A 13,749-nucleotide genomic window follows, 5' to 3' on the forward strand; every position below is an offset into this window, starting at 1 on the left:
ATACCTGACTGGCTAATCAATTTCATCAGCACAATCAGGCACCTTGGTAGAGATTCACCTAAAAAAACTAGGTGGTAGCAAGTTGTTAAACCACCTAAGCATCTCTTTTTAACGTAACTTAATCCCCTCATGTAATGCCGTAATACCTGCCGTGAGATTATGATAATTAACACGTTCGAACCCTACATCACGCATCATCTGGGCAAGTGTTTCTTGATCTGGGTGCATACGAATAGATTCAGCTAAGTAGCGATAACTGCCCTCATCATTGGCAATTTTCTTGCCTAACCAAGGCAAAATATTAAATGAATACCAATCATAAGCAGGCTCTAGCGGCTTGTACACACGAGAAAACTCAAGCACCAGCAACTTGCCACCAGGTTTAAGCACACGCAACATCTCTGCTAAGGCTTTATCTTTGTGCGTCATATTGCGCAAACCGAATGCCACCGTCACAATATCAAAATAGTTATCGTCAAACGGCAATGCTTCTGCATCACACACCACACTAGGTACGCTAAACCCCTTGTCAATTAAGCGGTCACGCCCCACACTCAACATAGATTCATTAATATCGGTATGCCAAACCTCTCCAGTTTTACCAACTTTCTTGGCAAACGCCATGGTTAAATCACCGGTACCTGCCGCAATATCCAACACCTTCATGCCAGGACGCACATTTGATTTACCAATGGTAAACATCTTCCAAATACGGTGTAAACCTACCGACATTAAATCATTCATCACATCATAGCGTGATGCGACCGAGTGGAACACTTCAGCAACCTTGTTGGCTTTTTCATTTTCTTTCACTGTCTGAAAGCCGAAATGGGTTGTTTCTTGGTCTGGCGTTTTGTTTTCAGTACTCATAATTATTACAAATGTTAAACTGTCATAAACATGACATAAATGAAATTTAAGATAGCGTCTACTATCTATTAACTTTTCTATTTTACCTTATTATGGCAAGTACCATTCTCGTTGTTGAAGATGAACCCGCAATTCAAGAGCTCATCGCCGTGAATCTGACCTTTGCGGGCCATAAAGTATTACGTGCGTTTGATGCAGAGCAGGCAAAAACCCTAATCAATGCAGAACTTCCAGACTTGATTTTATTAGACTGGATGCTCCCTACCACCTCTGGATTAAGTCTGGCTCGTGCATTACGCCAAGACGAACGTACCAGAGATATTCCTATTATCATGCTAACTGCCAAAAGCACAGAAGAAGATAAGGTGGAGGGGCTAGAAAGTGGTGCCGATGATTATATTACCAAGCCTTTTTCTCCAAAAGAATTGTTGGCTCGCATTAAAGCGGTATTAAGACGTCGTTCGCCACAACTCACAGATGACGCTATCACTGTTGAAGGACTGCACCTTGACCCTGTTGCCCACCGAGTAACTGGTAATGATCAACCTCTATCCTTAGGGCCTACTGAATTTCGCATTCTGCATTTCTTTATGACACATGCTAATCGCGTATTCTCGCGCAACCAGTTGCTTGACCAAATATGGGGAGACCATGTGTTTTTAGAAGAGCGTACCATTGACGTTCACATCCGACGCTTGCGTAAGGCCTTGGAGCCTACGGGTCATGACCGTCTTATTGAAACTGTACGGGGAAGTGGTTATCGTTTTATGGCAAAAAATAACGATTTAAATACTAATCTGGGTTATCCTAAGCAAAGCTAAATAAATTGCTAAAAAGTTATTTTTACTATCATGCGTATTATTAAGCCATTTCTCATTCTTGCAATAGGACTACTGCTTGCTTTTTTGGCACAGTATCTTCATCAGGGGAGTTATACAGGTCTTATTGTCTTGGGGATATGGCTTTTTATCTATCTGCTATGGGATAACTATCATTTCTTATTGATCAAACGCTGGGTCTCTCATCCTAATCAATCACCTCCCGCCTCTGTCGGCAGGTATGAAGACATTCTCACTCCAACTTATAAGACAATTCGTAGCTTATCTTCGCATCTAAAAGACCTATCACAACTAAATCAAAACATCCTATGGGCTGCCAATGCATTTCCGGCTGCTGTGGTTATCTTAGATACACATTATATTATCCGCTGGTGTAATAAAGCTACCAATACATTATTACATATTGATTATCAAAAAGACGTTGGCTACAATGTTCTCAATTATATCCGTTCACCCAAATTCTATGACTATGTCATCAAACAAGACTGGAGTACACCATACCTTTGTATCGAAGAGCGTAATGGACATCCATACCATCTTAAGTTTGAGCTAATGCAATATAGTTCAGAGAATATTCTCCTACTCTGCTTTGATAATACCCAGATAGAAAAATTGCGTACAACTCAGCAAGACTTTATTGCAAATGTTTCCCATGAGTTGCGTACTCCACTCACGGTCCTGAGCGGCTTTCTAGAAACCCTGCGTGAATTACCTCCAGAAGCAGTCTCCCCTGAACAACGAACTCATTTTGAACATCTTATGCAGGAACAAGCTAACCGCATGTTAGCTATTGTCTCTGATTTACTGACGCTTTCTACTTTGGAGTCAACCCAGCTTGTTAATCCACAACCCGTTCCTGTCATTAGCTTACTAGAACAAGCCAAACGTCAAATTCAAGCACTTTCTGCAGGGCAGCACCATTTTAGTTGGGATATTGATGAAAATCTGGTGATTAATGGAGATGCACATGAGCTGAACTCTGCTATGACCAATTTACTCACTAATGCTGTACGCTATACCCCTTCAGGTGGCACTATTGAGGTGTACTGGGGACTTAATGATGATGGAGAACCTACCTTTAGTGTAAAAGACTCTGGATTAGGCATTGCAAGCAGTGATTTGCATCGCATTACAGAGCGTTTTTACCGTGTAGATAAAAGTCGCTCTCGAGCATCAGGTGGCACAGGTTTAGGTCTTGCTATTACAAAACACATTGCCATGCGCCATCATGCCAAACTCAATATAAAAAGCAAGCTACACAAAGGAAGTACATTTAGTCTCGTTTTTCCCAAAGAAAGCATAACATCTCTAATCTAACAGACAACATAAGCAAACACTACTTGCAAGAAACATCGATAGCACGTAGACTACCGTTTTACATCAGCAAATACTTTATTTATAAACGAGGCGGTCTCAATAATGGCAGTGGATAACTCACCTCCTTCAAATTTATCTCCTTATTCATACCATTTTGAATATGAAGGCGATAGTACGCTGATTATTCGATTACACCAAACAACTGGGGCAACACCAGATATTTGTGTTAATACCATTGCTATCCGTATCGCAGAGTATATTAATACAAAATTAGTCCCACAACATCAAGGGATTATTGAAGCCTTACCTACTTTCACCACTGTTGGTGTCTATTATGATTTGGACATGCTTGGGGAAGAGGCATTTACTAAAATATGTCAACAGCTTCAACCAATTTGTGAACAAGTACTGGCATCTACTCTTAAAGAAGAGCAATCAAACTCCTCCTCACAACTTCATAATACAACACCAATTACCATCCCTATTTGCTATGAATTCGGTGAGGATTTAGCAGAGCTTGCAGATACATTATCATTAAGCATTGAAGAAATTATTGCCTTGCATAGCCAAACTCCTATACGTGTATTTATGCTAGGCTTTTCTCCTGGTATGCCTTATCTGGGAATGTTTAATGAAAAGCTCAATGTCCCCAGACGAGCCACTCCAAGAATTAAACTACCTGCTGGTGCTGTGGCTATTGCTAATCGTCAATGTGTGATTTACCCATTTGAAACACCTGGTGGATGGCATATTGTAGGTCGCGCCCCCTTAAAACTTTTTAATCCAAATAAAGTACCTCATACCCCCTATCAACCTGGTGACATGATTATCTTTAAGCCTATCTCCAAAGAAGAATACCAACAGATTTATCAGCAGGAACATAACTCCAGTACGGACAAAGATTATTTATTAACAGATAGCCAAAATGATAACCAACCCTCAATAGCGTCTCATCAAAACAGCAATGACATTTCTCTTTAAGGCTTCCTATGAGTATTACTGTGATTAAACCAGGCATGCTAACAACTATTCAAGATAGTGGACGTTGGGGCTACCAACAACTAGGAGTTCCAGTCACTGGAGCCATGGATAGCAATGCATTACGCTTGGCCAATATCTTGGTAGGTAACCCATGTATCCTACCAAGCCTAGAAATAACCCTAACAGGACCCACCCTGCGATTTGAGAGCAATGCCTGCATTGCCATCTGTGGTGCTTTTTTGTCGCCATATATAGATGATGAGCCTATCCACAATAACCGTGCATACATTATTACTACAGGCCAGACACTCTCTTTTAAAGCTAGCCCCAATAATTCTGGTGCACGGGCTTACCTTGCCATTCATGCAGGACTTAATACACCTCCTGTTTTAGGAAGCACAAGCACTGACCTTCAATCACACCTGGGAGGCATTAAAGGACAAGCACTAAAGAAAGACGATACTATCCCCTTTAATGGGCGTTTTCGTTCGCGCCACTTATTAACCCTAAAACAGCATCTACAATCCCAACGCATCTATTTAAGCTCTGGTCTAGGTATTCGCCCTAAAAACCATTTGCGTGTCACAAAAGGTACTCATTTTTCACTGTTTAATCCCACAACACAGCATATGTTCTTAGACACAGAATATAAAATCAGTCACCAATCTAATCGCATGGGCTACCGTTTGCAGGGAGTATCACTCTCTTTAGAGAAGCCTCAACAGATACTCTCAGAACCAACAGCATTTGGAACCATACAAGTTCCTCCTGATGGACTGCCGATTATCCTCATGGCAGACCGTCAAAGTACAGGAGGATACCCCAAAATTGCCAATGTTATCTCGGCGGATTTAGGATACTTAGCACAGTTACTGCCTGGTCAAACCCTTAATTTTAGCCTTATCTCCTTAGAAGAAGCCCAACACATTCAGGCTAAACGCACAAATCATTTCCAAGAGCTGCAACAGCAACTGCATGATACGATAAACTTATTAAAAACAAATTTTGTATATTTTTAAAGGATTGCTATGACAATTGACTTAAACTGCGATATGGGAGAGAGCTTTGGTGCCTGGAAGATGGGGCATGACGAACAAATTATGCCCTATATTCAATCCGCTAATATCGCCTGTGGTTTTCATGCAGGGGATGCACACATAATGCGTAAAACTGTTGCTCTTGCCATTCAGCATGGTGTAAAAATTGGTGCCCACCCTGGGTTAAATGATTTAGCAGGGTTTGGAAGACGTAATATTCCTATCACTCCAGAGCAGGCCTATGATCTTGTTGTTGTACAAATTGGAGCATTGGCTGCTGTCGCTAAAAGCCAAGGGAGTAAACTTCACCACGTCAAACCACATGGATCCCTTTACAATATGGCTGCTAATAACGAGGCTCTTGCCAAAGCAATTGCTCAAGCCGTCCTTGATGTGGATGGCTCTCTTGTCTTATATGCACTTGCTAATAGCCTCTCAGCCCAAGTTGCAACTCAGATGGGATTATGCGTCAAACAAGAGGTTTTCGCTGACCGCACATATCAAGACAATGGATTACTGACCCCACGTAACCAACCTAACGCTATGATTACTGATATTGACAAAGCCATTCAGCAAGTCCTGAGCATGGTAAAAGAAGGCTGTGTTGTCACTACTTCAGGTAAAGTTATCCCCATCCAAGCAGATACTTTATGCATTCATGGAGATCAAGCGAATGCTTTGGTATTTGCTCAAGGCATCCATACTGCGCTACAAAAAGAAGGTTTATAATAACCGTTTTACATCACTACTTATTAAGACAGATTTTGCCATTAATGCACCAAATATTATGAAAGAAAAATATCTCAAACGCATTCTCACAGCGAAAGTTTACGAAGTCGCCAAAGAAACCCCTCTTGATTTTTCTAAACTCCTATCAGCTCGTATTGATAACCAGATTTACCTTAAACGAGAAGATAAACAGCAGGTATTTAGCTTTAAGATTCGCGGTGCCTATAACAAAATGGCTCACCTTTCTCGCAAAGAATTAGACCGCGGAGTTATTGCTGCATCTGCTGGCAACCATGCCCAAGGAGTAGCTTTTTCCGCTAAAAAACTTGGTTGTCGGGCTGTCATTGTTATGCCTACCTCTACCCCTCAAGTCAAAGTTGATGCTGTACGTCGCCTGGGCGGTGAAGTGGTATTAGCAGGAACCAGCTACTCTGATGCATATGCCCATGCATTAGAGCTTGAAAAAAAAGAAAAACTCACTTTTGTACACCCTTTTGATGATCCATATGTGATTGCTGGTCAGGGTACAATTGCCATGGAGATTCTCCGACAAGCCCCTCAAAAACCTGATGCCATTTTCTGTGCTATTGGTGGTGGAGGGTTAATTGCAGGGGTTGCTGCTTATGTAAAAGCACTTGACCCCTCGATTAAAGTTATCGGGGTACAAACAGAAGACTCCTGCGCTATGATTAAGAGTGTACAAGCCAATCGTCGTGTTAACCTTAATGATGTAGGTCTATTCTCCGATGGAACAGCAGTAAAACAAGTAGGTGTTGAGACTTTTAAAATTTGTAAAGCCCTAGTGGATGACTACATTACGGTCAACACCGATGAAATTTGTGCTGCACTACGTGATGTTTTCCAAGATACCCGTAATATCTTGGAGCCAGCAGGAGCCTTATCTGTTGCTGGTGCTAAAAAATATGCACAGAAACACCAATGGAAAAATAAAACCCTTGTGGCTGTTACTTCTGGTGCAAATATGAACTTTGATCGTTTACGCTTTGTGGCAGAACGAGCAGAAGTTGGGGAGCATAAGGAGGCTTTATTTTCTGTCACTATGCCTGAAAGACGCGGTAGCTTCAAACAATTATGTGCGGCAGTGGGTAACCGTAGTGTCACCGAATTTAATTACCGTATTTCAGATACTCAAGTCGCTCATGTATTTGTAGGGATTCAGACAAGCCACCCATCTGATGCTGAGAAAATTCAAAATCTTATCGAGAAGCGTAAGTTTACTGTTATCAATCTCACCAATAACGATTTAGCCAAAACGCACTTACGTTATATGGTTGGCGGTAAGTCGGCACTGGCAGAGCATGAAGTATTATTCCGATTTGAATTTCCTGAACGTCCTGGTGCATTGATGCGCTTTCTTGACTCCATGAGTCCTGAGTGGAATATCAGCCTCTTTCATTACCGTAATATGGGAGGCGACTTTGGTCATGTACTTGTGGGTATGCAGGTCCCTCCATCAGATAAAAAAGCTCTCAAAGTTTTCCTTGATGAATTGGGATACCCCTATGTGAATGAAAGTGACAATCCTGCCTATAGGTTATTTTTATAATTTCTGTTATTCTTTGAAAAATGAAACATAATCTACCACCTTAGCTGCTTTATCTTATCAGAGGAGCTTAATCATGGACCCTGTCACTCGTGCCTGCGTGGAAATACTCTCACTTAGGTTTCCTCTTGTTAAAGAATTACAAACAGCCAAGGAATTTTGCTGGTTTAATCATAAGATTAAACCCAGCAAAACGGTAATCGAACAGACAGGCATCACACTAAAACAAATCAAAGACGTTCACCTGCGATTAGTTCGATTTGCTCCCCTGCTTCAAACCCTTTTTCCTGATACCACCCCAACAGAAGGTCTTCTTGAGTCTCCGCTTACTTTACTGCCCACTTTCCAAACCTATCTTTCACAGCATTATCGCTTACCAATTGAAGGCAAGTTATGGTTAAAGCAAGATAACGCCTTTCCCATTTTTGGCTCTATAAAAGCCCGTGGTGGTCTCTATGAGGTATTGGTATATGCGGAGAAACTTGCCTTATGGGCAAATCTGCTCAAGTCTACTGATGACTACTCCGTCTTTTCCTCCCGTACATTCTTCAAATTCTTCTCTCAATATACAATCGAAGTGGCTTCCACAGGAAATCTAGGTATTGCGGTAGGCATCATTGGCCGTGCTTTGGGCTTTAATGTTATCGCACATATGCCATCCAATGCAAAACCGTGGAAAAAAGATAAACTGCGTGAATTGGGGGTAAAAATCATTGAACACAACAAAGACCACACTGCAACAATGACAGGAAAACCTAACCAATACCACCACATCATTGATAGCCAACAGTCGAACAACCTATTTTTAGGATATGCTACAGCAGCATTGCGACTTCAAAAACAACTGAAAGAGCACAATATTCGTATTGATAAATCCCATCCTTTATTTGTTTATCTTCCTTGTGGTATGGGCATCTCATCAGGTGGAATTATTTCTGGGTTAAAAACGATATTTGGGGATAATGTACACTGCATTCTTATAGAGCCTACACATAGTCCATCTATGTTTCTAGGAACATATACCGGGCTATATGACTCTATCACCGTACAAGATATAGGACTGGACAATCACACTGTAGCAGATAGTTTAGCGTGCAATCGCTCATCAAGTTTTGCCTCCCAACTCATGCCATCACTAGCTGATGGATATTGTACTGTAAGTGATGCTAGTCTTTTTCATTTATTGACACACCTTTATCAACAAGAAAATATCTTTTTAGAGCCATCAGCATGTGCAGGCTTTAGAGCAGTTATTCACACCCTTTCTAATATTGATTATCTAAAGCAGATTAAAGCCTCTGCTAGTGTTCTCAAGCACAGTACTCATATTGTCTGGGCAACAGGAGGGGGAATGGTTCCTAATGATATACGTCAAGCATATCTAGAAACTGGCAAGAAATACCAACAATTATCTAACCGTTGGATAGGCTAAACAAACTTTTAAAGTTTCCTTTTCAAGAAATATGGATATACAGCAAACTCACATGCAAAAGCCCGCCAAACCGGCGGGCTTTGCTTTTTATCTTTGTTAGCGGATTCCTTAGAATCACCAGTACTACTCTATATAATTTATCTGCTATATATGCAGATTGTCTCCTTCACTGCATGGTTCTCATTATGCACCATAACTTCACAAATTACACCTAGGTGTTTCCCTAGCATGGGTTTTCCCTAGGCTACTGTTGATGTAAACGGTTGAGTTCTCGTAAACGAGCTTTTTCCTCCGCCTTCTCCCGTCGACGATGCTGAATTTGCTCACGCATATTAGCTCCCAAATGGGTTTCCTCTCGAGCTTGAGCTAAATCCACTTGTTTTTGGCGTTCACGAAAACGATTACGCTGAGCTTCTGTCAACTTATCATAGCAATAAGGACAACTTTCACCACGGACATAATGTGGTGATTGTCTATCTTTCTCACTCAAAGGATGACGGCAGGCTCGACATTGTGTATAGGTACCAGGGACTAACTGATGTCCTACAGAAACACGATCATCAAAGACATAACACTGCCCTTCCCAAAGGCTTTTGTCCTCTGGAATAGTTTCTAGGTATTTCAAAATACCCCCCTCTAAATGGTATACCTCATCAAAGCCTTGTGCCTTCATATAAGCAGTAGATTTCTCACAGCGAATACCTCCTGTACAAAACATCGCAACTTTCTTTGTTCTCTGCTTATCCAACAGTCCCCCTGGTTTAGACTGTTGTTGAACCCAATCAGGAAACTGCCTAAAGCTCTCTGTGTGAGGATTAATGGCCCGTTTAAACGTACCAATATCCACCTCATAATCATTACGAGTATCAACAACCACCACATCTGGGTCCGAAATCAATGCGTTCCAATCCTCTGGTTTAACATAAATACCTGCATTATGTGCATTAACATTAGGCTGTCCCATAGTGACGATTTCTTTTTTAAGTCGCACGCGCATACGATTAAATGGTGCTTTGTTTTCAGAGGTTGACTCTTTATGCACCAAGTCCGCCAAGCGTGGGTCGCTACGCAAGTAAGCCAACATTTTATCAATGCCTTCTCGTGTCCCTGCAATAGTTCCATTAATACCTTCTCGTGCTAGTAAGAGAATACCCTTAATATTATTTTCGTCCGCCACCTTTTGAATAGGTGCTTGTAACTCAACATAATCTGGTAAATCTACAAACTTATATAAAGCAGCAATTGTAAAATGAGACATATTTCTCACCCCATCTAAATTCTAAACCACTTGGGAAAACTGTACGCTTTTGCAACATATAGGACGCTGTTTACAGCAGTAGAAGCTCCTCTTCAACGAAGTGAATCTTTCTACTATCTTAAAGTATTCTTTTCCAATAACACCGCCATTTAATACCTTATTTATGAAGGCAGTGAGCATATAATTAACACCGCCGTCATAAACCGACTGCATCACACCTATGCTTTATCAGCAATGATTTTGTCCATCTGATTAATCATCACATCACCAAAACCAGAACAACTTACTTGTGCTGCCCCTTCCATAAGACGAGCAAAGTCATAGGTCACTTTCTTGGATAAAATCGCTTTTTCCATAGAAGCGATAATTAAATCTGCTGCCTCTGACCAACCAATATGACGCAACATCATCTCAGCAGACAAAATTAATGATCCTGGATTTACATAGTCTTTACCAGCATAACGAGGGGCTGTACCATGAGTTGCCTCAAAAATTGCCATAGACTCAGACAAGTTAGCACTTGGAGCAATACCAATACCACCCACTTGTGCAGCAAGTGCATCAGAGATATAGTCACCATTTAGGTTCATGGTAGCAATTACTGAAAAATCCATAGGGCGCAACAAAGCTTGTTGCATAAAGGCATCCGCAATAGCATCTTTGATAATAATATCGCGTCCAGTTTTAGGATTACGCATACGACACCAAGGACCGTTATCAATGAGCTCTGCACCAAACTCGCGACGTGCTAAAGCATATCCCCAATCACGGAAACCGCCTTCGGTAAACTTCATGATATTACCTTTGTGGACAAGTGTCACACTAGGTTTATCATGGTCAATAGCATATTGAATTGCTTGACGCACAAGACGCTCTGTGCCCTCTTGAGAAACAGGTTTAATACCAATACCTGAGGTCTTGGGAAACCGTACTTTGTTGACCCCTAATTCTTTGGATAGAAACTCAATCAATTTAGCAGCTTGTTCACTACCTGCTTCAAACTCAATCCCGGCGTAAATATCTTCAGAGTTTTCACGGAAAATCACCACATCTGTGCGCTCTGGATGACGTAATGGTGAAGGAACTCCTTTGAAGTGACGAATAGGACGCAAGCAAACATATAAATCCAATGTTTGACGCATAGCCACACTCAAAGAACGAATACCTCCACCTACAGGTGTATTGAGAGGTCCCTTGATGGAAACAACATAGTCTTTTAACGCATCGATGGTCTCATCAGGTAAATAACTCCCTTCTCCGTAGACCCGAGTTGATTTAGCTCCTGCATAAATTTCCATCCAATGAATTTTACGCTCGCCACCATAAGCACGCTCAACTGCTGCATCGACGACCTTAATCATGACTGGTGTCACATCAACCCCTACGCCATCCCCTTCAATAAAAGGAATAATAGGCTGTAGTGGCACATTGAGTGTCTGATCTGCATTCACCGTAATGGCAGAACCACCCGATGGCACTTTTATATGTTGGTAAGACATAATAACCCCATGAAAATAACATTGAAATCTGTCTAGTGCCTGTAATATCACCTAGGTATATATTTCAAGAAAGACTGACAATTAAGTATGACTTTCTCTTGTGTAAAGTGCATCAATATAGGCGCAAAGTTGTTTTAATTCTAACACAGAAGACTTCAGTTTCTTTTTTTACTGCTTATCACTCAAGAGTTTCTCTAAATCTGCTCATATCATCTTCTCTGCACCCAATTTTGCTACCAACATCCCACATTACTCAAGCATATGAGAAGTACACCATCTTTTTTACTTAAACAAGTGGAAAAATGCCATTAAACTCTTGGTACTCTGGTTTGTGTATTCACCTTTTTGATTACAAAAAGCCATGCTCATAAAAAATATATTTGTCAATTACTATTTTTAACCCCAGAAATATGCCGTTAGGGATACAACCTCACCAAGAATCCATCAAAACCATCAAAACCACCTTTAAATTACAAATATTTTTCATAAAAAAACAATTTTTATCTGAAATTACTCCCCAAAAAACAACAAAACAATCGTATTTAAAATACAACGATTAATTATTAATGACACCTATAAAGCCCCATTTAGGTGCAGTTATTTATATACATTCTCATTATCAAATAGCACTTAATCAACTGAAAATGTTGTAATCTTTTTTTCCATTGTCCCAAATTAAAACAAAAATCAAAAACACAAATAACAAAAAGTTCTATATTTTATAACTACAACATATAATCAAAAATCTCCGCTACACCTTAGAATTTTCAAGAAATCATTCTTTGAATAACAATTCTCATCACCTGAAAGCTGTTTTTTCACCTAATGGAATTGCACTTCATTCAATGGTGACAACAAAAAGTTTTTCAACTTAACTTCCAAGGGAAATCTATTATGAAGAAAATTCTTCTTTCAAGCTTAATCGCAGCAGGTGCCGCACTTTCTCAAACTGCTTTAGCCTCTGATGGTCTTTTAACTGTCAATGGTACAGTAGTCGGGTCAACATGTACTATCAATAATGGTACTAAAGACATCACTGTCACCTTACTACCAGTAGGTGCATCAAGCTTAGCAGCCTCTGGTGCTACAGCGGGCACACAAGCTTTCAAAATTGAGTTAACTGGTTGTCCAGCAGACAAGACCGTTAAAGCCATTTTCGCAGGCAATAGCACTCAAGTAGACGCTAATGGTTTACTCAATAACCAAGCAACTACTGGCAATGCAACAAACGTTGCCATCGAGCTGCTAGACCAAGACGGTCTCACCCCTATCAAAGTGAATGATGCAAACACATCAGTTCAATCCACTACTGTTGTAGATCAGAAAGCCACATTAACTTACTACGCACGCTATCATGCCACTGGTGTGGCAACCTCTGGTAGTGTGAACGCAACTGCGGATTACACAATTGTTTATCAATAATCCTCTACGATAGCTTGTTATCTTATCGGGTGACCTTTAGGTCACCCCCCTCTTACAACCCAAAGCGAATATCATCATGTGGAAAAAGTTATTATGGATTGCTTGTAGCCTTGGTATATCATCAGCTAGCTATGCCAATGTGATTATTCTTGGCACCCGTGTTGTTTATCCTGCTAATCAAAAAAATGTGACCGTACAACTGACCAATGAAAGTGATACCCCCGCATTGGTGCAGAGTTGGATTGATAACGGCGATTTAAACGCCTCTCCCGATCAAATTAAAACCCCTTTTGTTATTACCCCTCCTGTCACAAGGGTAGAGTCGAAAAGAGGTCAATCATTACGCATTACCTATACTGGTGAAGCATTACCCACTGATAAAGAAAGCATCTTCTACTTCAATGTATTAGATGTTCCACCTAAACCCAAGACCAAAGGTGGCAACCAGAATTACTTGCAGATTGCCATTCGCAGTCGCCTAAAATTATTTTTCCGCCCTACTGGACTTCCTTATCCTGTACACGAGGCTTATGATAAAGTCACTTGGCGTGTAGATACCAGCGCAGGTAAGCCCTTGCTAGTAGTACATAACCCGAGCCCCTACTACATCACTTACAGCCAAATTACGCTCGAGCAGGGTTCACAAAAAGTCGAGGTTAATCAACCCGATATGGTCGCACCGATGAGCGAAGCAAGTTTCCCATTACCAAGCAATGCCATCCGCTCTGGCTCTATCAAATGGGCGATTATCAACGACTTCGGTGGCAAACAAACAGGCTCTAGTCCATTACCTTAAAGCAA

The 13,749-nt window shown here is 40.9% G+C and carries 12 protein-coding genes; 9 read left to right on the forward strand and 3 right to left on the reverse strand.

The genetic code is table 11. From position 1 onward, the window contains the following. Positions 1–108 precede the first annotated feature (108 nt). Positions 109–870, reverse strand: a complete 762-nt coding sequence (gene ubiE / locus HKX40_RS03300; protein ID WP_171588146.1) for a bifunctional demethylmenaquinone methyltransferase/2-methoxy-6-polyprenyl-1,4-benzoquinol methylase UbiE — start codon at positions 868–870, stop codon at positions 109–111. Positions 871–962: 92 nt separating this feature from the next. On the opposite strand from ubiE, the gene phoB reads away from it, so the two are divergent. The 7 genes from phoB (at position 963) to dsdA (ending at position 8,769) form a co-directional block, all read left to right on the forward strand. Beyond that, the gene (phoB, locus tag HKX40_RS03305) at positions 963–1,691 is read left to right on the forward strand and encodes a phosphate regulon transcriptional regulator PhoB (protein ID WP_171588147.1); all 729 of its coding nucleotides are present in this window, start codon (positions 963–965) and stop codon (positions 1,689–1,691) included. A 30-nt stretch (positions 1,692–1,721) separates the two neighbouring features. Next, complete coding sequence (gene phoR / locus HKX40_RS03310) at positions 1,722–3,026, forward strand: phosphate regulon sensor histidine kinase PhoR (RefSeq protein ID WP_171588148.1); 1,305 nt, start codon at positions 1,722–1,724, stop codon at positions 3,024–3,026. 102 nt (positions 3,027–3,128) lie between these two features. After that, on the forward strand, positions 3,129–4,007 hold the full coding sequence (pxpB, locus tag HKX40_RS03315; protein ID WP_171588149.1) for a 5-oxoprolinase subunit PxpB: 879 nt from the start codon (positions 3,129–3,131) through the stop codon (positions 4,005–4,007). An 8-nt stretch (positions 4,008–4,015) separates the two neighbouring features. Then, positions 4,016–5,026, forward strand: coding sequence for a 5-oxoprolinase subunit C family protein (locus HKX40_RS03320; RefSeq protein WP_171588150.1), 1,011 nt, complete (start codon positions 4,016–4,018; stop codon positions 5,024–5,026). A 3-nt stretch (positions 5,027–5,029) separates the two neighbouring features. Then, complete coding sequence (locus HKX40_RS03325) at positions 5,030–5,773, forward strand: LamB/YcsF family protein (RefSeq protein WP_343042969.1); 744 nt, start codon at positions 5,030–5,032, stop codon at positions 5,771–5,773. A 58-nt stretch (positions 5,774–5,831) separates the two neighbouring features. Further along, positions 5,832–7,340 (forward strand): threonine ammonia-lyase, biosynthetic, encoded by a 1,509-nt coding sequence (gene ilvA / locus HKX40_RS03330; RefSeq protein ID WP_246233553.1) that lies wholly within the window; start codon positions 5,832–5,834, stop codon positions 7,338–7,340. Between the two features lie 73 nt (positions 7,341–7,413). Continuing rightward, positions 7,414–8,769: a D-serine ammonia-lyase gene (gene dsdA / locus HKX40_RS03335; RefSeq protein WP_171588153.1), complete on the forward strand. Its 1,356-nt coding sequence runs from the start codon at positions 7,414–7,416 to the stop codon at positions 8,767–8,769. Positions 8,770–9,013: 244 nt separating this feature from the next. Here dsdA and trhO read toward each other — a convergent pair whose 3' ends face one another. Both trhO and icd read right to left on the reverse strand, forming a co-directional pair. After that, the gene (trhO, locus tag HKX40_RS03340; RefSeq protein WP_171588154.1) at positions 9,014–10,027 is read right to left on the reverse strand and encodes an oxygen-dependent tRNA uridine(34) hydroxylase TrhO; all 1,014 of its coding nucleotides are present in this window, start codon (positions 10,025–10,027) and stop codon (positions 9,014–9,016) included. Positions 10,028–10,245: 218 nt separating this feature from the next. Then, positions 10,246–11,526, reverse strand: a complete 1,281-nt coding sequence (gene icd, locus HKX40_RS03345) for an NADP-dependent isocitrate dehydrogenase (protein ID WP_171588155.1) — start codon at positions 11,524–11,526, stop codon at positions 10,246–10,248. Positions 11,527–12,420: 894 nt separating this feature from the next. On the opposite strand from icd, the gene HKX40_RS03350 reads away from it, so the two are divergent. Next, entirely contained in the window at positions 12,421–12,948 is a 528-nt protein-coding gene (locus HKX40_RS03350) for a fimbrial protein (protein ID WP_171588156.1), read from the forward strand. Between the two features lie 76 nt (positions 12,949–13,024). Beyond that, on the forward strand, positions 13,025–13,744 hold the full coding sequence (locus tag HKX40_RS03355) for a fimbria/pilus periplasmic chaperone (protein ID WP_171588157.1): 720 nt from the start codon (positions 13,025–13,027) through the stop codon (positions 13,742–13,744). Positions 13,745–13,749: the final 5 nt, after the last annotated feature.

It is taken from the genome of Pelistega europaea, from assembly GCF_013133775.1.
Taxonomy (GTDB): Bacteria; Pseudomonadota; Gammaproteobacteria; order Burkholderiales; family Burkholderiaceae_B; genus Taylorella; species Taylorella europaea.